The sequence below is a fragment of the Rhodopila sp. genome (assembly GCF_965277165.1).
GTDB lineage: Bacteria > Pseudomonadota > Alphaproteobacteria > Acetobacterales > Acetobacteraceae > Rhodopila.
The window spans coordinates 1,011,853-1,033,317 of the sequence record NZ_CBDICE010000005.1; the positions used below are offsets into that span (position 1 = coordinate 1,011,853).

The following is a 21,465-nucleotide window of genomic DNA, read 5'->3' on the forward strand; positions in this document are numbered from 1 at the left end:
TTACCGCGGGGTCAGGTGCTCGACCCGGGGCGCCACTTCCTGCGCCAGCAGCCGCAGCGAATTGTGCCAAGCCCCCGGGTTGTCGGCGTAGTCGAAGCCGAACACCAGCAGGCTGCCGAAGCCGCCGACGTCGCGATACACCCGTTCCAGCTTTTCCGCCACCGTGGCGGGCGAGCCGACCAGCCAGTTGTGCCGGGCACAATATTCCGGAGTAACATCGGAATCCGGCACCGAGGGATCGTGCTTCAGATACTCCAGAAAGCCGAACTGGGCCAGCAACGGCAGAAAATACTCCCGCATCATCCGTCCCATCATGCCGCCGACCGCAAGGCGCATCGCCTCGGCATCGGTGTCGGCCACGAACACCTCGCGCACCATGCGCCAGTCGCGCCGGTGCGGCGTGCGGCCGGCGCGTTTCGCGCCTTCCTCGACCGCCGCCCAATGGGTGGCGACGTAGGACGGATTGAGGTTCAGACTGAGCGGCAGGAAGCCATGCTCGCCAGCCATCTTCAGCGTGTCCGAGTTCTTCGACAGCCCGGCCACCCCGATCGGCGGGTGCGGCCGCTGCAGCGGCTTGAGGTGGGGCTTGAGAGTGCCGAACATCGGTTCGGGCTTGTCCACGTTCCAGAACTTGCCGCGATACTGGAACGACGGCTCGTCGCTCCACATCCGCAGGATGATATCGAGCGCCTCGCGCGTCATCTCGCGGTTGGTGCCGGACATGCCATCGACATTGAACATCGCCCAATCGCTTGGCAGGCCGGAGGCGGCGACCCCAAACATCAACCGACCGTCCGACATGTGGTCCAGCATCGCCACCCGGTTAGCCAGTTCGGCGGGATGGTGATAGGGCAGCAGAAAGCCGCCGGGCCCGATGCGCAGCCGTTTGGTCTGCAGCAGCGCCTGCGCGATCAGCAGGTCGGGGGACGGATTAGGCTCCCACGGCGCGGTGTGATGCTCGCCGATCCAGGCTTCGCTATAACCCAGTTCGTCGAGCCAGCGCAGGGTTTGCAGGTCCCATTCCAGGCCGGTCTTCAAGGCGCGCTCCGGTGGATGTGACGGCATCGAGAAATACCCGAATTCCACTTCAATCCTCCTGTCCTGGCATGGTCTTGACGTCGGGCCGGACAGCAGATCAGAACCCGCCGAAACGTCAAGAGTACTTGGAGTTCGCGGCAATCGACGCTCGACGGCCGATGCGGGGCGGCCCGAGACCGCGGCTTGACCGCGGATGGCGCCGCGCATAAGCCTGCCGCGAATCAATGTCCCAAGGTCCCCGGTTCGCGCCATGCCGCGAAGCGACCGACCTCGGGACGGGACACCAGCGGGGAAATGTCCATGCGCTCCATCACCAGAAGCGGGGTTGTGATCCTCGCTTCCATGCTGCTTGCCGTCGGCGCGCGCGCCGAGACGATTCGTTTCGGCGCCATACTGCCGCTGACCGGACCGGGCGCGATGATCGGCACCCAGCAGATGCACGGCATCCAGTTCGCCATCGACAAGGCCAATGCCGCCGGCGGCGTGCGTGGCAACAAGATCGAGGTGCTGTTCGAGGACAACCAGGCCAAGCCCGACCAGTCCATCCTGAGCTTCAACAAGCTGGTCGATCTGCAGAAAGTGCCGCTGATCTTCACCGCCTATTCCGGCCCGTCGCTGGCGATGGCGCCGCTGGCGACGCGCAAGAAGATCCTGCTGATCAACGCCGGCGCGCAGGCCGACAAGCTGGCCACCGCCTCGCCCTATCTGGTCAACACGCTTCCCACCATCGGCGACGAGGTCAAGGTGTTGTCGCGTTATCTCATCGGCGAAGGCAAGAAACAGGGCGCGATCCTATATGAGAACGACGCCGCCGGGATCTCCGGGCGCGATGATTTCGTGAAATACTTCCCCAAGGCCGGCGGCACCATTCTGTCGCAGGAACCCTCGCAGTTCGGCCAGACCGACTACCGCCCGGCGCTGTTGAAACTGGCCAACGCCAAGCCGCAGGTGATGCTGGTCTCGATCACCGCCGGCCTGCTGCAGATGGCGCAGCAATACAAGCAACTGGGGCTGAAATTCACTGTCGCCGGGACCACCTTCTTCGCCGATCCCGCCACCATCGCCGACCCGGCAGCGGAGGGTTTCGTGCACACCCAGGTGCGGATCGACGCACCGCCCGACCTGGCGGCAGCGTTCCGCGCCAAGTTCGGCGTCGACATGGAATTCTTCGTCCGCCAGTACTACAACGCCACGCAGATCGTGCTGGCGGTGACCGACAAGGTGCTGGCCGAGGGCAAGCCGCTGACCGGGGAGAACATGCACGATGCGCTGTTCGCCATCCGCAAGTTCCAGGGCCTGATCCCGCTGCAGTTCAACAGCAACACCGCGACGGTTCCGCTGGACATCGACATGATGAAGGGCGGCAAGGACGTCACCATCAAGCAGACCAGCACCGATTGACCGGATCGCTGGCATGCTGGCGCTGCAACTGCTGTGCAATGGGATCGTGACCGGCTGCGCGTTGGGCATCGTCGCGGTGAGCTTCTCGCTGGTCTACGCCACCACCAAGATCTTCCATGTCGCCCATGCCGGCGTCTATACGATGGCTGGCTACATCGCCTGGTCGATGCTGCGGTTCGGCATGCCGGCACCGGTCGCGTTCCTGGTGGCGGTGGTCGCGTGCACGGTCACGGGCGCGCTGATCCAGACGTTGCTGTATGCCAGGCTGGAGCGCCGCCGAGCGACCCATCTGGTGGTGCTGATTGCCTCGCTGGGGCTGCTGGCGGTGATCCAGAACATCCTAGCAGCCGTCTATACGGCCAACATCCTGCAGTTCGACCTGCCGTGGGGATCGCGTGTGTTCACCGTGGCCGGCAACGTCCGGCTGACGGTGACGCAACTGCTGACCGTGGTGCTCAGCCTGGCGGCCTATGGCGGGGTGATGCTGTTCGCCCACCGCAGCATCCTCGGCAAGCAGATCAGGGCGGTGGCGTCCAATCCGTTCCTGGCCGAGATCACCCGGCTGCGGCCACGCCGTGTGCATGTCTATGTCATGGCCATAGCCTCCGCCCTGGTCTGCCTGCCCGGCGTGCTGGTGCCGCTGGATTTCGGCCTGCAACCCTATGGCGGGGTGACGCCGCTGCTGACCGCCACCATCGCGATGATCGCCGGCGGCGTCGGCAGCATCACCGGCGCCTTCGTGCTGTCAATCGTCATCGCCGCGCTGCAGAACATGTCGCTGTTGTTTATCCCCGGCGAGTGGAGCATCGGCATCACCTTCTTCATCTTCGTGATCTTCATGTTGTTTCGCCCCACCGGGCTGTTCGCGGCGGCGCGCTGAGCGATGGATTTCTGGCTTAGCTACCTCACCTTGGCCTCGATCTACGTGCTGCTCGGCCTGTCCACCAACCTGCTGGTCGGCATCGCCGGCATCTTTTCGGTGTCGCAGGCCGCGGTGTTCGGGGTCGGCGCCTATATCGTCGCCTATTTCCTGATGAACGACCTGACCTCGTTCCTGCCGGCGCTGGCGATCGCGGCGCTGGGCTGCATCGCGCTGAACATACTGGTGACGCTGCCGGCGCTGCGCGTGGCCGGTGATTACTTCGTAGTAACATCCTTCGGAATCCAGTTGCTGGCCACCGCGGTGTTTACCAACTGGACCGCCGGAACGGGGGGCGCCAACGGCCTGCCCGGCATCCCAGCCCCCGACCTTGCCGGCAAGGCGCTGAACTCCACGTCCTCGGTCGCGGCACTTTGCGTCGGCGCTATGCTGCTGGGCTGCCTGATCTTCTGGCTGGTGATGCGCGCCCCGTTCGGACGCCTGCTGCGGGCGATCCGCGAGGATGAGATCGCGGTTGCCGCGTCGGGCAAGAGCGTGCTGCGGGCGAAGGTGTCGGCCGCCGCGCTGGCCGGCGCGTTCGCCGGCACCGCGGGCGGCCTGTATGCGACGTTCCTGAGCTTCATCGATCCATCGTCGTTCGACCTCGATGCCTCGATCCTGCTGCTGACCATGGTGGTGGTGGGCGGTGCGCGCACCCTGGCCGGGTCGATCGTCGGTCCGTTCCTGCTGCTGGCGCTGCCGCAGCTGCTGACCTTGGTGGCGATCCCGACCACCGTCGCGGCCGCCGCCCGGCAGTTGCTCTACGGCGTGCTGCTGATCTCCTTCATGGTGTTCCGCCCGCAGGGGCTGGCGGGGGAAAAGCTATGACCGCGTATCTGCAGGCGAGCGGCCTGGAGGTCAGCTTCGGCGGGCTGAAGGCGCTGAACGATTGCAGCCTGACCGTCGAGCAGGGCCGCATCACCTGCCTGGTCGGTCCGAACGGCGCCGGCAAGACCACCATCTTCAACGTCGTCACCGGTTTTCTTCGCCCGAATGCCGGGTCGGTGCAGTTCAAGGGCCAGGCGCTGGACGGCTGGAAGCCACAGGCCATCGTCGCCGCCGGCATCGCCCGGACGTTTCAGAACCTGCGCCTGTTCACCGACCTGACGGTGATCGACAACGTGCTGGCCGGGCTTCCCGCCCAGGTCGGCGAGGAGCCGATCGCGGCGATCTTCCGCCCGTTCCACGTCGCCGCCGCGCAACGCGGGCGGCGCGACCAGGCGCGTGCCCTGCTGGATCGCGTCGGCCTGTCGGAGCGGGCTGATAGTATCGTTCGCAACCTTTCCTATGGCGAGCAGAAGCTGCTGATCATCGCCCGCGTGATGGCCACCGGCGCCGAGTTGCTGCTGCTGGACGAGCCTGCCTCGGGCCTGTCCGCCGGCGCGCTGGATAGCGTCATGACGCTGCTGCGCCGGCTGCGCGACGATGGCAAGACCCTTCTGGTGGTGGAGCACAACACCCGCGTGGTGCAGCAGATCGCCGATGACGTGCTGTTCCTGCACCAGGGCCATCTGATGGCGCGCGGTTCGCCCGAGGCCATCGTCAGCGACCCGGCGCTGGCAGAAATCTATTTCGGCGGTGCGATCTGATGGTGCTGTCGGTGAACCGGCTGGCCGCCGGCTACGGCGCGAAGACGGTGATCTCGGACGTGTCGCTGGCGCTGGACCCAGGCCAGATCCTGGCGTTGCTGGGTCATAACGGAGCCGGCAAGACCACGACACTGAGGGCGATCATGGGCCTGCTGCGGCCAAGCGCGGGGGAGACGCTGTTCGACGGCCAGCGGATCGATCGGCTTGGCGTCGCCGAACGGGTGGCGCTGGGGTTGCGGCTGTTGCCAGAGGGGCGCGGCATCTTTCCCGATCTGAGCGTTGCCGAGAACCTCGACGTGGTGGCGGCGCGCAATGTCGGGCCCGGTGCGATGTTCGATGTGGCCGCGGTCTATCACCTGTTCCCGGTGCTGCGCGAACGCCAGGCGACCCGGGCGGGCAGCATGAGCGGGGGGCAGCAGCAGATGCTGGCGCTGTCGCTGGCGATCCTGGGGACGCCGCGCTGCCTGATGCTGGACGAACCCTCGATCGGGCTGGCGCCCAATCTGGTGGCGCGCATGTTCCAGCAGGTGCGAGAGGTGTGCAAATCACACGCGATGACCGCGGTGCTGGTCGAACAGAATGTCGCCGCGGCGATGCAGATCGCCGATCGGGTGGTGATCATGAACAACGGCCAGATCGTGTTTGACGGCGATCCCGAGCGGGCGCGGGCGTCGAACTTCTGGCACTATTTCTGATCGGGGAGGGTCGCGTCGGTTCAGTGGGCGACGGTCGCGATCGGCTGTCTGCGCTGCTCAAGTTCGCTGCTTTTCGTTTCTTAGAAAATATAAACACGGAGGAAGAGTGAGGGCCACCAAGGGCCACGGAGCCGTCCCCGGACGAGACGACGAAGCGGTGGCCATTTGTCCGGCGAGGGCAATGAACGCCGCTCCGGCGTTTATCAAAATCTCCGTGGCCCTTCGTGGCCCTCCGGCTGCCTCTGTGTTGAGCTTAACAAAAGCTGAAGCAGCTTGGCTGTTAGGGGTTCCACAGATCGGGGCTCCACGGAATTTTCCACGGCTCCCTCGAATCAGGCCGCGCCGCGGAACTGGCCCCTCGCGCCGCCGGCGGGTCCGGGTTTGGCAGCCGCCGATGCCACCACACGGCTACGGCCGTCATCGCCGCGATCCGCCAGCGGCACGCCGCCGGCCGTGAACTACCCCCGAACCACCAGTTCGGCGATCGCCGTCCCGACATCCGCGGTGCCCGCCTGCCCGCCCATGTCGCGCGTCTTCGGCCCACTCTCGCGCAGCAGGGTCTCGATCGCATCGACGATCGCGCGGCCCGCGTCGGCCTCGCCCAGGTGCTGCAGCATCAGCGCGGCCGACCAGATCTGACCGATCGGGTTGCAGATGAACTTCCCCGCGATATCCGGGGCAGACCCATGCACCGGCTCGAACATTGACGGGAATTTGTGCTCCGGATTGATGTTGGCGCTGGCGGCGATGCCGATCGATCCGGCCACCGCGGGGCCCAGATCGGACAGGATGTCGCCGAACAGGTTGGACCCCACCACCACGTCGAACCAGTCCGGATGCTGCACGAAATGCGCACACAGGATATCGATGTGATACTGGTCGGTGCGGATGTCGGGGTAGTGCCGGCTCATCGCGGCGAAACGCTCGTCCCAGTATGGCATGGTATGGATGATGCCGTTCGACTTGGTCGCCGACGTCACGTGCCGTTTCGGCCGGGTCATCGCCAGCTCGAAGGCGTATTTCAGGATCCGGTCCACTCCCTGGCGGCTGAAGATGCTCTGCTGCGACACGAACTCGCGGTCGCTGTCGGGGAACATGCGGCCGCCGACCGAAGAATATTCGCCCTCGGTGTTCTCGCGCACCACGTAGAAGTCGATGTCGGCCTCGGTGCGTCCAGCCAACGGCGTGCGCACGCCGGGCAGCAGCTTGCAGGGGCGCACATTGGCGTACTGGTCGAAGCCGCGCCGGATCGGGATCAGCAGGCCCCACAGCGACACGTGATCGGGCACGCCCGGCCAGCCCACCGCGCCCAGCAGGATAGAATCCGACTTCGCCAACTGGTCCAGCCCGTCGGCGGGCATCATCAATCCGGTGTCCTTGTAGGTCTCGCAGGACCAGTCGTAATGCGCAAGGTTCAGGTCGAAGCCGAAGCGGCGCGCCGCGGCATCCAGCACCTTGAGCGATTCGGGCACGGTCTCCTTGCCGATCCCGTCGCCGGGCAGCACCGCGATGTCGTGGGTGCGCGTCATGCTCCGCAGTCCTTTCCGATCGGATACCGGTCAAGGGATAACGGAGGCAGCCTCCGGGGCCAAGACCCCAAGCCGGCGCGAGACATCAAGGCCGGCGTGGGCGCGCCGGCGGGAGGCATCAGCCGCTGTTAATACGCACCGCGACCTGCTGGTGGACGCTGACAATGGAGATGTATTCGTAGCTCTGCCCCGACCAGGCGAGGAACTCCTGGAACGCCTTGAACTCGCCCTGCCGCCAGCCGGGGTAGTTCAAGTACTCATCGAACAGGATGATGCTGCCGCTGACCAGCCGGTGACCCAGATAGCGGAAAATCGTCTTGGTCGCGGAGTACAGATCGCAGTCGACATGCAGCAGCGAGATCGGCCCGGGATGGGTATCGACGAAGCCGGGCAAGCTGTCCTGGAACAGGCCGACGATCAGCTCCACATTGGCATGCACCCGCGGCAGACCGGGCTGGCGGAACGATCCGGCGGGAAAGCCCGGGCGCCAGTCCTCGGGCAGTCCGGTGAAGACGTCGAAGCCGTGCACGGTCTGGCGCGGCAGAGCGGCGGCGATGTGGTTGATGGTCTGGCCGGTGGCGACGCCGAACTCCAGCACCAGCCCGTCCACCGACCGAGCACCCAGGGCGTGGTCGATGTAGTCGGGCTTGCGGATGAAGCGGGCGGCTTTTTGCATGTTCGCGACGAAATACTGCGCCGCACTGATACTCTCGGCGAGTTCGGCGATATGGGGCAGCGAATGGCTGTCGGTGAAGCGCCCCAGCAGGTCGCGGGCGGCGATGTCGCGCAGCATCGTGCGCAACATTTCCGGATCGGCGCCGGCGACAAGATCATTCATGCGGGGTTCCTTGTCCCTGCCCCCGAAGCGGGAACATCGGCCACCGATCAAAGCGCCATTTGGTTGATTTTTGGTTAACGGCGCGAACCGCCGGCCAGACGCCGCGCCCGGGGCAGCCTTACCGCTATAGGATCGCAGCGTGCCCCGGGCTATCCTCAATCCGGCTGTAAACGAGACCCAGGAATGCACGTCGCCACCTCTTCCGCCTTCAAGCGCAACGCCCAGGCCGCGCTGGGCGATGCCGGCCTGCAGAAGGCGCTGGCCCGCAGCGGCCCCAGCTTCATCGCCCGCCGCGCTGCCGCGGTCGCCGCGCTGCCGGAATTCGACCGGCTGCGCGATACCGCCCGCGACATCAAGAACCATGCCCTGGCCAACCTCGACTTCTACCTGGAAGCCTACGAGGCCAAGGTGCTGGCCTCGGGCGGCAAGGTGCACTGGTGCTCCGACGCCGAGGCGGCGCGCGCCGCCGTGCTGGGGATCTGCCAGGCCGCCAATGCCCGCACCGTCACCAAGGGCAAGTCGATGATCGGCGAGGAGATTGCGATCAACGACCACCTGGAACGCCACGGCATCACCCCGGTCGAGACCGACCTTGGCGAATACATCATCCAGCTTCGCCACGAACTGCCCAGCCACATCATCGCCCCGGCGTTCCATCTGAACATGGAAGACTGGGAGACCGCGTTCCGCGCCGCCCATACCGACCTGCCCAGCGATCGAAGCTTCACCGAACGGCGCGACATACTGGTCGAGGCGCGCGAAAAACTGCGCTCCAAGTTCCTCGCCGCCGATGTCGGCATCACCGGGGCGAATTTCCTGATCGCCGAGACCGGCAGCAGCGTGATCGTCACCAACGAGGGCAACGGCGACCTGACACAGACCCTGCCCCGGGTGCATATCGTACTGGCCAGCATCGAGAAATGCGTCCCCACGCTGGAGGATGCGACGTCACTGCTGCGGGTGCTGGCGCGATCGGCGACGGGTCAGGATTTCTCGGTCTACACCACGTTCTCGACCGGCGCGCGCCGCCCGGACGACCTCGACGGCCCCGACGAGTACCATGTGGTGCTGATCGACAACGGCCGTTCGGCGATGCTGGGAACCGAGTTCCAGGACATGCTGCGCTGCATCCGCTGTGCCGCCTGCATGAACCACTGTCCGGTGTATTCGGCGGTCGGAGGCCACGCCTATGGCTGGGTCTATCCCGGCCCGATGGGCGCGGTGCTGACGCCCAGCCTGATCGGGGTGGACAAGGCGGCGCACCTGCCCAACGCCTCCACCTTCTGCGGCAAATGCGAAAGCGTCTGCCCGGTGCGGATACCATTGCCGAAGCTGATGCGGCACTGGCGTGAACGCGAGTTCGAGCGTCACCTGACCCCGTCGACGACCCGGACCAACCTCGCCTTGTGGGGATTCCTGGCGCGGCGGCCTCCGCTGTATCGCCTTGCCACCCGAGCAGCGGCGGTCGGACTGGGCCTGCTGGGACGCCGCAAGGGGCGGTTCGCCGCGATGCCGCTGGCGCGCGGGTGGACCGCCGAACGTGACCTGCCGGCGCCCGAGGGCGACACCTTCTTTGCCCGCTACGCCAAGGCGCAACGCACCGGGGGAGTCTGATGGGACGGCAGGACATCCTGACCGCGATCCGCCGCGGCCTGAAACGCGGTGCGCTGCCGCCGGATCAGACCGCCATGCTACGCGGCCGCCTGGCAGCCCATCCGCGCCACCTGATCCCGGCGCGCTCGCACCTGCCGCACGCCGAACAGGTGGACCTGTTCGTGCGCAATGTCGAACAGGAGTTCGGTTCGGTTGCCAGGGTCGCCGACCTCGACGCGGTGCCGGGCGCGGTGGCGGACTATCTGTCGGCACAGAACCTGCCCGGCCGGATGGTGATGGCACCGCATCCCGAACTGCGCGCGATCCCCTGGTCGGCGCGCCCGCTGCTGGAGATCCGCGAGGGACCCGCCCAGGACACCGATACGGTCAGCGTGCAGCACGCCTTTGCCGGCATCGCCGAAACCGGCACGCTGATGCTGCCCAGTGCGGCGGACCGGCCGGTGACGTTGAACCTGCTGGCTGATACCGAGATCGCGGTGCTGCGCGCCGATGCCATCGTCGGCGCCTACGAAGATGGCTGGGATCGCCTGCGCGCCGAGGCCGGCGCCATGCCGCGCAACGTCATGTTCGTCACCGGCCCATCGCGTTCCGCCGATATCGAGCAGACGCTGGAACTGGGCGCGCACGGGCCCCGGCGGCTGCATATCGTGCTGGTTGAGGACGCGGCGGACTGACGGCGGCTGCGTGATCGCCCTTGCCGGACAGGGTTCCGGACCCGGTTCAGGCCCGATAGGCGCGCAGAAACACCTCGGTTCCGCGCAGCGCCCGGCGCCTGATTTCCTCATGTGTGCTGAGTTCGGCCAGGCCGAAGGCAATCCGCGCCGGCAAGCCGCCCTCCCACAAGCCGACCAGGTCATCGGCCGCGCGCTCCGCGTCATCCACCGCCAGCTCGCCCCGTTGCGCCGCGGCCGCGATCATGCCAGCCAACGCTCGGCGCACCCGCCCGGGGCCGGCGGCGTAGAAGCGCTCCGCCAGTTGGCGGTTGGCGCGCAGCGCGCCGGGCAGGGTGTGCGACATCTTGCAGATGTCCGAACCCAGGATCACGTCGAGGAAGCCGATGCCGACCGCCAGCAATCGATCATGCAAAGCGTCGTCCTGATCTGGCGCGGACAATGCGGCGATCATCTGCTCAGCGGTTGCCGCGACGATCGTCTCGAACAGCGTTTCCTTGTCGCGGAAGTGGCTGTAGACGGTCATCTTCGACACGCCCGCCTGGGCCGCCACCGCCTCCATCGTCACCAGATCGAATGGCTGACTGGTGAACAGGCTTCGCGCGGCCGTGATAATGGCCACATGCTTGGCGCTGTCTTTGGGCCGACCGGGCCGCGTAAAGGCCAGCGTGGCTGCCACGAACGCTCTCCTCTCGATTTAGATACTGGACTGATGGGTCTAGCATGGCACATACTGGACGCATTGGTATAGGAATATCATCGATCGATGCCCTTCATTTCAATCCCTTGGGCAATCCCCTGGGCAATTCCAAGGACAATCGCTTCGGCGATCCCTTGGCCGATCGTGCGCGCCGCGTTGCCGGCGACGGTCCTGGCGGGCTGCGCCGTCGGACCCAATTTCCATCCCCCGGCAGCACCCGCCAGCACACGGTTCACCGAGGCCGCGTTGCCGGCACACACCGTCTCCGCCGCCACGCCAGGCGGTTCGGCGCAGTTTCTGACGCCGGATCGCGACATCCAAGGCGAGTGGTGGGAGCTCTTCCGTTCGCCGCAGATTGCCGCCCTGGTGACCGAGGCGCTGAGGGCCAATCCCGATGTCGCCGCCGCCCAAGCCACGCTGCGCGAGGCTCGGGAGAACACCCGAGCAGAGCAGGGTGCGCTATTTCCCGCGGTGAGCGCCACCGGCGAGTTCCAGCGGCAGCGCGAATCGCTCGCCGGATTTGGCCTCGGATCCGGATCAGCCACCTTCTCGCTGTACAGCGGCGCGCTGGACGTCTCGTACACGCTGGACGCGTTCGGCGGCATCCGCCGCCAGATCGAGCAGTTGCACGCGCAGGCCGAATACCAGCGGTTCGAGCTGGAGGCGACCGACCTGACGCTGATCGCCAACGTCATTACCACCGCGATCACCGAGGCGTCGTTGCAGCAACAGATCGACACCACGCACGACATCATTCGCGCCGACACCGACGCTTTGAACCTGACGCGGCAGCGCTTCCAGCTTGGCGGCGTCAGCCAAGTGGACGTTCTGCAGCAGCAATCGACGCTGGATGCGCAGATCGCGACCCTGCCGGGGCTGCGCAAACAGCTGCAGCAGGCGCGCAACCAGCTGGCGGTCTATCTGGGCGGCCGTCCCGACCAGTATGCGACGCCGACCTTGGACCTTGCAGCCCTGACATTGCCCAACGACCTGCCGGTTTCGTTACCATCGAAACTTGTCGGGCAGCGCCCGGACATCCGCGCCTTTAGCGCGCTGCTGCATTCGGCGACCGCCTCGGTGGGCGTGGCGACGGCCAACATGCTGCCGCAGATCTCTCTGTCCGGCAGCTATGGGCGGGACGGCAGCGATCTGAACAATCTGTTCACCCCGGCCGGCATCGTCTGGAGCATCGCCAGCACCCTCACCCAGCCGATTTTCGAGGGCGGCACGCTGAGCGCCCGCAGGCGGTCGGCCCAAGCCGCGCTGGACGTCGCGGCCGCGCAGTACAGCAGCACCGTGAACACCGCGTTTCAGAACGTCGCCAATGCGCTGGTGGCGATCGAGCGCGACGCGGAGACGCTGCAGGCCTCACTCGCCGCGCAACGGACCGCCGCTGCCAGTCTGGCAGTCGCGCGGTCGCAGTACAGCGCCGGAGGTGGCACCTTTCTGAACGTATTGACCGCCGAGCAGAGCGATTTTTCCGCACGGCTGAATCTGGTCACCGCACGGGCCGCCCGCTTCACCGATACCGTCGCGCTGTTTCAGGCGTTGGGCGGCGGCTGGTGGCATCGGACCGACGTAGACCCGAAGGTCACACAGTGCTGCGGAGTGCTGCCATGAACGATACGACGACGCTACCCCGCACCACCCATCGGCGGCCCAGAACCTGGCTGCGGATGGCGATCATGCTGCTGCTGGTGGCGCTGCTGGCGGCTGGGCTGATCGGGTTCCAGCAGTTCAAGGCCGGCATCATCAAGCACGTGGTCACGACGATCCGATCACAGGTTCCCACCGTCGCCACCGCCAAGGCCTCGATGCAGCCCTGGCAGCCGCGGCAGACCGCGGTGGGTTCGGCGCGGGCGTCCAATGGCGCCGACCTGGCCGCCGAGGTCGCCGGGGTGGTGGATCGGATCGAGTTCAAGTCCGGCCAGACGGTGGCCGCCGGGACCGAGTTGCTGCGGCTGCGCCCGAACGACGACGACGCCAAGCTGGCCCAGTTGCAGGCCAGCGCCGAGCTGGCCGCGATCACCCTGCGGCGGGATCAGCGGCAATTGGCGGCGCATGGCGTGGCGCAGGCCACGGTGGACAGCGACGCCGCCAACCTGAAGGTGGCGCGCGGCCAGGTTGCCGCGCAGCAGGCGCTGATGGCGGAAAAGCTGGTGCGCGCACCGTTCGCCGGACGGCTGGGCCTGCGCCAGGTGGACCTGGGGCAGTATATTGCCGCGGGAACGACGATCGTGACCTTGCAGCAGCTCGACCCGATGTATGTCGACTTCTATCTGCCGCAGCAGGCGCTGGGGCAGGTCGCAGTCGGCCAGAAGGTCGAGATCACCGCCGATGCCTATCCGAAGCGGACGTTCGAGGGGACGATTTCCTCGCTGAATTCCAAGATCGATCCCAGCAGCCGGATGCTGCAGGTGCGGGCCACCGTGGCCAACCCGGACGGGGCGCTGCTGCCCGGCATGTACTTGAGCGTATCGGTCGCCGCCGGCCAGCCGCGATCGCTGGTCACCATCCCGATGGCCGCGGTGGCGTTCAATCCGTATGGGTCGCTGGTCTATGTGCTGCACGATACGAAGGACGCCCCAGGGAACGTGGGGGCGAAGGATCAGCTTGTCGTCAATCAGCAGTTCGTCACCACCGGGGCTTCGCGGGGCGATCAGATCAGCATCCTGAAGGGCATCACCGCACACGACGTGGTGGTCACCGCCGGACAGTTGAAGCTGCACAACGGATCGCCGGTGAAGATCGACAATTCGGTGCAGCCGACCGACAATCCCGCGCCGGTGCCGGAGGACCGGTAGATGAAGTTCACCGACATCTTCATCCGCCGCCCGGTGCTGGCTTGCGTGGTCAGTTTGATGCTGCTGGTGATCGGGCTGAAGGCGTTCCAGGCGCTGCCGATCCTGGAATATCCGAAGACCGAGAACGCCGTCGTCACCATCACCACAGTCTATTACGGCGCCGATCCGGAGACCGTGGCCGGGTTCGTCACTACGCCGCTGGAGAACGCCATCGCCCAGGCCAATGGCATCGACTACATGTCCTCCAACAGCACCTCCGGCACCAGCACGATCACCGCGAACCTGGTGCTGAATTTCGACCCCGACAAGGCGATCACCGAGATCACCTCGAAGATCAACTCGGTGTTGAACCAACTGCCTACCGGCGTGCAGCAGCCGACCCTGTCGGTCAAGATCGGCCAGTCGCTCGACGCGCTGATCATCGGCTTCGCCAGCAAGGACCTGTCGCCGAACCAGATCACCGATTACCTGGTGCGCAACGTGCAGCCTCGGCTGCAGGCGGTACCGGGAGTGCAGACCGCGGAGCTGCTGGGGGGGCAGAACTTCGCGCTGCGGGCGTGGCTGGATCCGGCCAAGCTGGCGGCCTATGGGCTGACCGCGACCGATGTCACCGCCGCGCTGGCCGGCAACAACGTGGTCGCCGGCATCGGCACCACCAAGGGCCAGATGGTGCAGTTGAACCTGACCGCGTCGACCACGCTGCATTCGGCGCAACAGTTCCGCAACCTGGTGGTCAAGCAGGTCAACGGCGGCATCATCCGGCTGGGTGACGTGGCCAACGTCACGCTGGGGTCGGACGACTACGAATCGAGTGTCGAATACAACGGCCAGAAGGGCGTCTATCTGGGCATCCAGACGGTTCCCTCGGCCAGCCTGCTGGCGGTGGTCAACGGCGTCAAGGCGGTGCTGCCGCAGATCCAGCAGCAGCTTCCGGCCGGGCTTTCCGGTGACGTGATCTATGATTCCACGATCTTCGTGAACAGCTCGATCCACGAAGTCGAGCGCTCGCTGGCGGAGACCGTGCTGATCGTCACCCTGGTGATCTTCGCCTTTCTGGGTTCGCCGCGTTCGGTGATCATCCCGGTGGTGACGATCCCGTTGTCGCTGATCGGCACATTCGCGGTGATGCTGGCGCTGAACTTTTCCATCAACCTGCTGACCCTGCTGGCGCTGGTGCTGGCGATCGGGCTGGTGGTGGACGACGCCATCATCGTGGTGGAGAGCGTCAACCGCCACCTCGAGGAAGGCATGCGACCGCGGGACGCGGCGATGCGCGCCGCGCGCGACCTGGCCAATCCGATCATCGCGATGACCGTGGTGCTGGTTGCAGTCTATGTGCCGATCGGCTTTCAGGCCGGTCTGACCGGCGCGCTGTTTACCGAGTTCGCCTTTACCGTGGTCGGGGCGGTGACGATGTCGGCGGTCGTCGCGCTGACGCTGTCGCCGATGATGTGCGGCGTGCTGCTTCGACCGCACGCGGAGGCCGGGGCGGGCGGCTGGTCCGATCGCTTGACCAACCTGATCGATCGCGGCTTCACCCGGCTGCAAAACGGCTACCAGCGTCGCCTGCGCGGCAGCCTGCGCACCCTGCCGGTGACCCTGCTGTTCGCTGCGCTGGTGATCGGCAGTATCTACTTCCTGTATGGCAGCGCCAGCAGCGAGCTGGCGCCGCAGGAAGACCAGGGGGTCGTCATCCTGCTGCCGACCTCGGCGCCCGACGCCACGCTGCAACAAAAGCAACTGTTCGGCGACCAGATGCAGGGCATCATGGGGAAGATACCGGAGGCGGATCAAACCTTTCAGGTGATCAGCCCGATCCAGTCGATCGCCGGCGTCACCCTGAAACCGTGGGGCCAGCGCCGCCGCGGCGCCACCGCGATCCAGCGGGAACTGCAGAACCAGCTCAGCGCGGTGGCGGGTCAGCGGATCGTCGCGTTCCAGCCACCGGCCTTGCCGGGCGCCGAGGGATTGCCGATCCAGTTCGTGCTGAAATCCACCCAGCCGATCAGCACGCTGTATCCCGAGGCGCAGAAGTTCCTGGCTGACGCCACCGCCAGCGGATTGTTCCTGTTCATCGACAGCGACCTGAAGGTGGATGCGCCGCAGCAGGTGATCGAGATCGATCGCGACAAGGCGGCCGGGCTGGGGCTGTCGATGGCCAATATCGGCAACGCCCTCGGCGGTCTGCTGGGGGGTGCCTATACCAACTATTTCAGCCTTGGGTCGCGATCCTACAAGGTGATCTCGCAGGTGCAACAACGCCACCGGCTGACCATCGATCAGGTGATGCGCTACCAGATCGCCACGGTGAACGGCGCGCCGATCCCGATCTCGGCGATTGCGCGGGTGCGCCAGGAGACGGTGCCCGAGACCGTGACCCACTTCCAGCAGCAGAACTCGGCGACGATCCAGGGCGTGCCGTCGCCGGGGGTGTCGCAGGCCGATGCGCTGCACGCGCTGCAGCGGATCGCGGCGCGGGATCTGCCGCCCGACGTGCTGATCGACTACGCCGGCCCGCTGCGCCAGTTCGTGCAGGAATCGAGCGGGTTCGTCGCCACCTTCGGGCTGGCGCTGATCATCATCTTCCTGGCGCTGGCGGCGCTGTTCGAGAGCTTTCGCGATCCGCTGGTGATCCTGGTGTCGATCCCGATGTCGATCGCCGGGGCACTGGTGTTCATCAGCCTGGGTTTCGGCGGCGCCTCGCTCAACATCTATACCGAGGTCGGCCTGGTGACGCTGATGGGCCTGATCAGCAAGCATGGCATCCTGATCGTGACGGTCGCCAACGAGGCGCAGCGGGCCGGCATGAGCAAGCTGGATGCGATCATCCACGCCGCCGGCGTGCGGTTGCGCCCGATCCTGATGACCACGGCGGCGATGGTGCTTGGGGTGGTGCCGCTGATCACCGCGTCGGGGGCTGGGGCGGCGTCACGCTTCAACATGGGGCTGGTGATTGCCAGCGGGCTGTCGATCGGCACACTTTTCACGCTGTTCGTGCTGCCGGCGGTTTATCTGGTGATCGCGGCGCGGCATCGCACCGAGGAGGTGATGGCGTTGAGCCCGGCGTGAGGGGGTTGGGCGGATTGTTCGGGCGGAGAGCTTGGGTCGGGAGGATGCTCTCCGGTCTTGGCTGGATTATTTGTGATAGGTATTTTTATTACGAAATCAGAGTGACAGCGCGAACCGAAGGGGTGGCGTTTGTGACGAGGACCGGCGGGCTATCTGGCTGACGCTGACGACCTGGGCTGGCGCCGGGCACCTGCCGCGCCGGCACTTTGTTTTGGCGCATGATTCATGCGGTTCGACGGTTCCCTCAGGACGCAATCATGCTTGGGCCGATGGGCCAGGACGATCGACCGGGTGGCTGAAGCAACGACCCGCGGTGGCTTGTGTCAGTGCGTCTGCGTGTTGAATCGGACCGGTCGGCCGCACTGGTCGCGCGGCGACCTCACCGCGCGGAACCCTGGGTGTTGGACTGCGGAGGCTATGGCGTGGGATGCAAGTCCGGCGTCCATATCAGGCGCCTGGGGCCGCGCCGGGCGAGATCCCGGGCCGGATTGCGGCGTGGGGTGGGATCGCGGCTTGGGGTGATGTGGCGAGGTGGGGCGGGATCGGGGCGTGGGCGGCGATGCGGGATTCGCCGACCCCGGCCGGGCATTCGTCGACACCCATTTGCGCCAGATACAGCCGCCGAGCGGCCTCGGGGTCGGTTTCGGCGAGGCGCTGACGGGTGGTCTCGATCATCGCCTTGACCTGGCGCAGTCGTTCGATGACCTCGGCATCCTTGGCGTCGGCCACGGCGGGGTCTTCCTCGACTTCGATGTCCTGGGCGGGGATGGGGACGGGGCGGCCGGGGATGTCGCGGGCCTGGTGTTTGTCCAGGGCTTGCTGGGCCTGGTTGGCGTGGCGGTTGACGGTGTTGGCGCAGGCGCGGACGCGTAGCCGCATCGAGGGCGTCAGATCGGCGCCCTCGGCTTCGGCCATCGCGCTGAGCGCGGTCATGGTGCAGGCGATGAGCTTGGCGGTGGCGAACAGTTCGGCGCGGTTGCGCGGGGCGTAGGAGGTCAGGGTCTCCAGGATTTCGTCGCGGGTGGCGGCGAAGTCGGGACAGTCGATGGAGAAATACGGCGTCAGGAAGCGGATCACGGTTTCCAGCGTTCGGCTGGCCAGCAGGGCGGCGGGAAGCGCGATGGGGGATGACGCTGACGTTGACATGAGGCTGGCGGGTCCCGGTCTGGTTTGTGGTCTAGTTTGGTGGGATGTGTGACAACCGTCGCATTGGGTTCGTTCTTATCGCGTTTTCGTGAATATAGCAAGAACAAAATGTGTTTCCAGAGCGCCGTGCGGCGCGTCGTGGGATTGGCAGAGCTCTGATCACAGCCTCGCCAGCCACTCTTGTCGAATCGCCGTTGCGTTCCATTTCCAAACATTGGAGGTCCAAAACTTATGAAACTACGCAATGTACTGCTTGCGACCGTGCTGGCGGTCAGCCCTTTGACCGGCGTTCTGGCGCAGGGAACCGGCGGGTCGAACAGCCAGTCGGACGCAACGAGTGCGTCCCAGCCCGGGGCGACCGGGTCGACCGTGGTGCCCGGCGACAAGAGCACGGCGGCCGGCGATCGAAAGGGAACCGCGGACACCAAGGCCGGCGGCGTAAGCGGCGGCAAGTAGGTCCGGAAGATCCACGTGGCCGGCGCCCTGCGGTGCCGGCCACGGTCCGACGTCGTCGAGCTCTCGATGCTCAGGCTGTCGACGGTCGGGCTACAGGCCCCGCCACATTTCAGATTCCGGTGCTCCGGCCCACCCCATTCGAATACCCAACAGATGGCGCGGTGGTGTAGCCGCTACCCGCGTCGCGCGCGGTTGATTGCCACCGAAATCAATACAGTTGGGGATGGCTATCTGGCGGAGAGACAGTCCGTCGAATTATCGTCCGCCGGCGTTCGCCCGCTTCCGCAACGACACCTCTAACATATTGGAATATGTCGTATCATTGGAAGTTTCTGTCCGTATCCGTTTCCTTGCGTTCGCCGACAGCCGCTGCTAGATAAGGGGACGGATTGGGGACGGAAGCCACATGCCACGCATCGCAACAGGCTTGACGGTTGCCAAGGTGCGCAGCGCGAAGCCCGGTCGCTATGCCGACGGCAATGGCCTTTATCTATTCGTCAGATCCACCGAAGCCCGCTTCTGGGTTCTGCGGTATCGCGTCAAGGGCCAGCGCAGCCGGGAGATGGGGTTGGGTCCGGCCGCTTCGCTCTCGTTTGCCGAGGCCAGGGCGAAAGCAGCTGCCTCGATGGCGCTTGTTAAGTCTGGCGTAGACCCGCTGGCGCGCAAGGAGGCCGTGGCTGTAGCAGCGAAAGCGGAGAAGCGGTCAGCCGCCGCGAAGGCCATCACGTTCAGGACTGCGGCCGATCAATATATCGCGGCGCACGAGTCCGGATGGCGGAATCAGAAGCATCGCGAGCAGTGGGCGAACACCCTGCGGGATTACGTGCACCCGGCGATTGGTTCCCTTCCGGTCGGGGACGTCGCCACGGATCACGTCACCAGCATCCTGAGGCCACTCTGGAACGAGAAGACCGAAACCGCGAGCCGGGTCCGAGGCCGCATCGAGGTCGTTCTCGACTACGCCAAGACTCACGGCTGGCGCGATGGCGAGAATCCCGCGCGGTGGCGTGGGCATCTGGAGAACGTTCTGCCGAAGCGCTCGAAGGTTGCGCGCGTCGAACACCATGCCGCGCTGCCGTGGCATGAGATGGTGGGCTTCATGGCGGCGTTGGCCAAGCAGGATGGCCTGGCCGCGCGCGCCCTTGAATTGACCATCCTGACCGCCGCTCGCACCAGCGAGGCTTTGAACGCTCGCTGGTCAGAAATCGACCTCGACCGGAAGGTTTGGATCGTCCCCGCTGATAGAATGAAGGCGAATCGGGAGCACCGGGTTCCGCTGGCTTCCGCGGCGCTCGGTGTGTTTTCGAATTTGCTGCCGCTGCGGCACGCTGAGCGTGGCGATTGGATATTCCCAGGCGCCCGGTCAAGCCGGCCCCTGTCCAATATGGCGATGTTGATGTTGCTGCGTCGGATGGATCGGGAAGATCTGACCGCGCACGGCTTCCGATCGACGTTCCGAGATTGGGCAGCCGAGACTGGGCAGGCCTCCGACATCGCGGAGATGGCACTGGCGCATACGCTGGGCAACAAGGTTCAGGCAGCCTACCAGCGCGGCGACCTGCTGGAGCGACGGCGAGGGCTAATGGAGGCATGGGCTTCATTCTGCTATCGGGCGGCATGACGGAGGGAATTGAACGGCTCGCCTCGCTCATCGCCGGGAATGCTCCGCGTCCCGACTGGCTTCACACGGCGCTCCGGAGGGCCATTGCGGCGTTGCGATATGGCATCCAATCCGAGGGGCAGATCCCCGGCCGGCAGGAACTCCGGAAGCAACTTACGGCTCTCCGCAAGGCGGCTGCCGACATAGCGGCAGCCCTCGACCATCCCCCGGTGATTCGCGCACTGGCAGCACTTGCCCCGGTGGACGAAGAGACCGACCGGCAGATGTTCCAAGCGGTTACGACGCTGATCGATCGAACCGCTACGGTGCTGGGGGAAATACCCGCAGGCAAAGGGCGTAACAAATTCAACCCGAACCGGACACCGCACGAAATTTGCGCGCTGGCGATTTGCCTGATCTGGAACAGGTCGCATGGCGAAGAGCCTCGTTACGCGACGAGTGCGAGCAATGAAGCCTGCAACCAACTCTGGAGGCTGGCGGGCGGGGAGCTTCAGGATAACAGCAACAACTTGCAACGATGGCAGGACCGTATCCAGGCGGCAAACGCCGTGATGCGATCTGGGGGCGACGCTTCGGCGCGGCAAACGCTGTTCGGTTAGTCGGAAAAGAGGCTGAAGCTGGCTTATTATTCCCCAATGCGCTGTGCCCGAATGGCGGCTAATTGGATGTCCGGCATCCGCGCATGGATGCGGGAGTTTTCGCCAATGTTCGACGTTCTCGCCTACACGATAACGGACTGCATCCGGATTTCGGGCCTCGGTCGCACGACGCTTTATGAGGCGATCGGCGCCGGCAAGATCGAAGCACGCAAGGCCGGTGGGCGAACGCTGATCATGGCCGACAGCCTGCGGGCGTTCATCGCGGGTCTGCCCGCCGCGGACATTCGGACTGGGCGAGCGAACTAGGACTGATCCTCCGCTTGCGCTCATCGAGGCCCGACCAGCCGCGCAACATTAGAACACATTCGAACGCCTTGTATCACATGCAAGCACGGAACTTATGAAGAACAAGGGTTTCGAAATGCCGATCGGATCAGGCTTCTTAGCTCCGGCCTCGGCGCCCCGGTCAGACTCTCGTCGACGTTGGCCGGAAACGCCGCACATTGCGGCTGCGTCGCCTAACCCATTGAAAAGTTTTGGCAGCTTGGATTCCGCAATGTGCGGGCTTTTGTCTTGCCTTGCAAGTTGCCCTCCTCCCAACGGAAACCAAACTGTTTTTCTATTGCCAAAACGAGCGATTTCGCCCGAATACCGCAGCTTGGAATCGTCCAATTGGCCCAAGGAAAAATATGTTGGCGCGCGAAGCGAAGAACAGTTCACTCTCACCGCGCATGCAGCAGCGGCGCTGATCGCAAAGCACGGGCGCGGCATCGTAA

The 21,465-nt window shown here is 65.5% G+C and carries 19 protein-coding genes; 14 read left to right on the forward strand and 5 right to left on the reverse strand.

Annotation, left to right across the window (positions count from 1 at the left end; all coding sequences use genetic code 11):
* Complete coding sequence (locus tag ACQY4Y_RS05400) at window positions 1–1,086, reverse strand: LLM class flavin-dependent oxidoreductase (protein WP_428489528.1); 1,086 nt, start codon at window positions 1,084–1,086, stop codon at window positions 1–3.
* 252 nt (window positions 1,087–1,338) lie between these two features.
* On the opposite strand from ACQY4Y_RS05400, the gene ACQY4Y_RS05405 reads away from it, so the two are divergent.
* From ACQY4Y_RS05405 to ACQY4Y_RS05425, 5 genes are read left to right on the forward strand one after another with little or no spacing between them, the layout of a single operon-like run.
* Window positions 1,339–2,439 carry an ABC transporter substrate-binding protein gene (locus tag ACQY4Y_RS05405; RefSeq protein WP_428489529.1) on the forward strand — a complete coding sequence of 367 codons (1,101 nt, stop codon included), beginning with the start codon at window positions 1,339–1,341 and terminating at the stop codon, window positions 2,437–2,439.
* 13 nt (window positions 2,440–2,452) lie between these two features.
* Window positions 2,453–3,319, forward strand: a complete 867-nt coding sequence (locus tag ACQY4Y_RS05410; protein ID WP_428489530.1) for a branched-chain amino acid ABC transporter permease — start codon at window positions 2,453–2,455, stop codon at window positions 3,317–3,319.
* A 3-nt stretch (window positions 3,320–3,322) separates the two neighbouring features.
* Window positions 3,323–4,186, forward strand: a complete 864-nt coding sequence (locus ACQY4Y_RS05415) for a branched-chain amino acid ABC transporter permease (RefSeq protein ID WP_428489531.1) — start codon at window positions 3,323–3,325, stop codon at window positions 4,184–4,186.
* Window positions 4,183–4,947: an ABC transporter ATP-binding protein gene (locus ACQY4Y_RS05420; RefSeq protein ID WP_428489532.1), complete on the forward strand. Its 765-nt coding sequence runs from the start codon at window positions 4,183–4,185 to the stop codon at window positions 4,945–4,947. Before ACQY4Y_RS05415 ends, ACQY4Y_RS05420 begins: the two co-directional genes overlap by 4 nt.
* A complete protein-coding gene (locus ACQY4Y_RS05425) occupies window positions 4,947–5,642 on the forward strand; it encodes an ABC transporter ATP-binding protein (protein ID WP_428489533.1) in 696 nt (231 codons plus the stop codon). Before ACQY4Y_RS05420 ends, ACQY4Y_RS05425 begins: the two co-directional genes overlap by 1 nt.
* Window positions 5,643–6,100: 458 nt before the next feature.
* Here the strand turns inward: ACQY4Y_RS05425 and ACQY4Y_RS05430 are convergent, their stop codons facing one another.
* On the reverse strand, window positions 6,101–7,171 hold the full coding sequence (locus tag ACQY4Y_RS05430; protein ID WP_428489534.1) for a tartrate dehydrogenase: 1,071 nt from the start codon (window positions 7,169–7,171) through the stop codon (window positions 6,101–6,103).
* A gap of 118 nt (window positions 7,172–7,289) precedes the next feature.
* Window positions 7,290–8,009, reverse strand: a complete 720-nt coding sequence (locus ACQY4Y_RS05435) for a class I SAM-dependent methyltransferase (protein WP_428489535.1) — start codon at window positions 8,007–8,009, stop codon at window positions 7,290–7,292.
* A 183-nt stretch (window positions 8,010–8,192) separates the two neighbouring features.
* Here ACQY4Y_RS05435 and ACQY4Y_RS05440 point away from each other — a divergent pair, with 183 nt between their 5' ends.
* Together ACQY4Y_RS05440 and ACQY4Y_RS05445 are read left to right on the forward strand one after the other, a co-directional pair.
* Complete coding sequence (locus ACQY4Y_RS05440) at window positions 8,193–9,623, forward strand: lactate utilization protein B (RefSeq protein WP_428489536.1); 1,431 nt, start codon at window positions 8,193–8,195, stop codon at window positions 9,621–9,623.
* Window positions 9,623–10,297 (forward strand): LutC/YkgG family protein, encoded by a 675-nt coding sequence (locus ACQY4Y_RS05445; RefSeq protein ID WP_428489537.1) that lies wholly within the window; start codon window positions 9,623–9,625, stop codon window positions 10,295–10,297. The genes ACQY4Y_RS05440 and ACQY4Y_RS05445 overlap by 1 nt, the downstream gene beginning before the upstream one ends.
* Before the next feature lie 46 nt (window positions 10,298–10,343).
* Here ACQY4Y_RS05445 and ACQY4Y_RS05450 read toward each other — a convergent pair whose 3' ends face one another.
* Entirely contained in the window at window positions 10,344–10,973 is a 630-nt protein-coding gene (locus ACQY4Y_RS05450; protein ID WP_428489538.1) for a TetR/AcrR family transcriptional regulator, read from the reverse strand.
* A gap of 87 nt (window positions 10,974–11,060) precedes the next feature.
* Between ACQY4Y_RS05450 and ACQY4Y_RS05455 the strand changes: the two genes are divergently transcribed.
* From ACQY4Y_RS05455 to ACQY4Y_RS05465, 3 genes are read left to right on the forward strand one after another with little or no spacing between them, the layout of a single operon-like run.
* Entirely contained in the window at window positions 11,061–12,614 is a 1,554-nt protein-coding gene (locus ACQY4Y_RS05455; protein WP_428489539.1) for an efflux transporter outer membrane subunit, read from the forward strand.
* Window positions 12,611–13,798 carry an efflux RND transporter periplasmic adaptor subunit gene (locus ACQY4Y_RS05460; protein WP_428489540.1) on the forward strand — a complete coding sequence of 396 codons (1,188 nt, stop codon included), beginning with the start codon at window positions 12,611–12,613 and terminating at the stop codon, window positions 13,796–13,798. Before ACQY4Y_RS05455 ends, ACQY4Y_RS05460 begins: the two co-directional genes overlap by 4 nt.
* The gene (locus ACQY4Y_RS05465; RefSeq protein ID WP_428489541.1) at window positions 13,799–16,867 is read left to right on the forward strand and encodes an efflux RND transporter permease subunit; all 3,069 of its coding nucleotides are present in this window, start codon (window positions 13,799–13,801) and stop codon (window positions 16,865–16,867) included. It abuts the gene before it with no gap.
* A 447-nt stretch (window positions 16,868–17,314) separates the two neighbouring features.
* On the opposite strand, the gene ACQY4Y_RS05470 is transcribed toward ACQY4Y_RS05465, so the two are convergent.
* A complete protein-coding gene (locus ACQY4Y_RS05470; protein WP_428489542.1) occupies window positions 17,315–18,013 on the reverse strand; it encodes a hypothetical protein in 699 nt (232 codons plus the stop codon).
* Between the two features lie 231 nt (window positions 18,014–18,244).
* Here ACQY4Y_RS05470 and ACQY4Y_RS05475 point away from each other — a divergent pair, with 231 nt between their 5' ends.
* From ACQY4Y_RS05475 to ACQY4Y_RS05490, 4 genes are all read left to right on the forward strand, one after another.
* Complete coding sequence (locus tag ACQY4Y_RS05475; protein WP_428489543.1) at window positions 18,245–18,469, forward strand: hypothetical protein; 225 nt, start codon at window positions 18,245–18,247, stop codon at window positions 18,467–18,469.
* 406 nt (window positions 18,470–18,875) lie between these two features.
* The gene (locus ACQY4Y_RS05480; RefSeq protein ID WP_428489544.1) at window positions 18,876–20,090 is read left to right on the forward strand and encodes a tyrosine-type recombinase/integrase; all 1,215 of its coding nucleotides are present in this window, start codon (window positions 18,876–18,878) and stop codon (window positions 20,088–20,090) included.
* Complete coding sequence (locus tag ACQY4Y_RS05485) at window positions 20,060–20,689, forward strand: hypothetical protein (protein ID WP_428489545.1); 630 nt, start codon at window positions 20,060–20,062, stop codon at window positions 20,687–20,689. The genes ACQY4Y_RS05480 and ACQY4Y_RS05485 overlap by 31 nt, the downstream gene beginning before the upstream one ends.
* Before the next feature lie 105 nt (window positions 20,690–20,794).
* On the forward strand, window positions 20,795–20,995 hold the full coding sequence (locus tag ACQY4Y_RS05490) for a helix-turn-helix domain-containing protein (protein ID WP_428489546.1): 201 nt from the start codon (window positions 20,795–20,797) through the stop codon (window positions 20,993–20,995).
* The last annotated feature ends 470 nt before the right edge of the window (window positions 20,996–21,465 follow it).

Coding starts and splice junctions, on each gene's coding strand:
- ACQY4Y_RS05445 (WP_428489537.1), top strand. CDS start 9,623: ATGGGACGGCAGGACATCCTGACCGCGATCCGCCGCGGCCTGAAACGC.
- ACQY4Y_RS05480 (WP_428489544.1), top strand. CDS start 18,876: ATGCCACGCATCGCAACAGGCTTGACGGTTGCCAAGGTGCGCAGCGCG.
- ACQY4Y_RS05430 (WP_428489534.1), bottom strand. CDS start 7,171: ATGACGCGCACCCACGACATCGCGGTGCTGCCCGGCGACGGGATCGGC.
- ACQY4Y_RS05465 (WP_428489541.1), top strand. CDS start 13,799: ATGAAGTTCACCGACATCTTCATCCGCCGCCCGGTGCTGGCTTGCGTG.
- ACQY4Y_RS05405 (WP_428489529.1), top strand. CDS start 1,339: ATGCGCTCCATCACCAGAAGCGGGGTTGTGATCCTCGCTTCCATGCTG.
- ACQY4Y_RS05440 (WP_428489536.1), top strand. CDS start 8,193: ATGCACGTCGCCACCTCTTCCGCCTTCAAGCGCAACGCCCAGGCCGCG.
- ACQY4Y_RS05485 (WP_428489545.1), top strand. CDS start 20,060: ATGGGCTTCATTCTGCTATCGGGCGGCATGACGGAGGGAATTGAACGG.
- ACQY4Y_RS05420 (WP_428489532.1), top strand. CDS start 4,183: ATGACCGCGTATCTGCAGGCGAGCGGCCTGGAGGTCAGCTTCGGCGGG.
- ACQY4Y_RS05435 (WP_428489535.1), bottom strand. CDS start 8,009: ATGAATGATCTTGTCGCCGGCGCCGATCCGGAAATGTTGCGCACGATG.
- ACQY4Y_RS05455 (WP_428489539.1), top strand. CDS start 11,061: ATGCCCTTCATTTCAATCCCTTGGGCAATCCCCTGGGCAATTCCAAGG.
- ACQY4Y_RS05410 (WP_428489530.1), top strand. CDS start 2,453: ATGCTGGCGCTGCAACTGCTGTGCAATGGGATCGTGACCGGCTGCGCG.
- ACQY4Y_RS05460 (WP_428489540.1), top strand. CDS start 12,611: ATGAACGATACGACGACGCTACCCCGCACCACCCATCGGCGGCCCAGA.
- ACQY4Y_RS05475 (WP_428489543.1), top strand. CDS start 18,245: ATGAAACTACGCAATGTACTGCTTGCGACCGTGCTGGCGGTCAGCCCT.
- ACQY4Y_RS05490 (WP_428489546.1), top strand. CDS start 20,795: ATGTTCGACGTTCTCGCCTACACGATAACGGACTGCATCCGGATTTCG.
- ACQY4Y_RS05415 (WP_428489531.1), top strand. CDS start 3,323: ATGGATTTCTGGCTTAGCTACCTCACCTTGGCCTCGATCTACGTGCTG.
- ACQY4Y_RS05425 (WP_428489533.1), top strand. CDS start 4,947: ATGGTGCTGTCGGTGAACCGGCTGGCCGCCGGCTACGGCGCGAAGACG.
- ACQY4Y_RS05470 (WP_428489542.1), bottom strand. CDS start 18,013: ATGTCAACGTCAGCGTCATCCCCCATCGCGCTTCCCGCCGCCCTGCTG.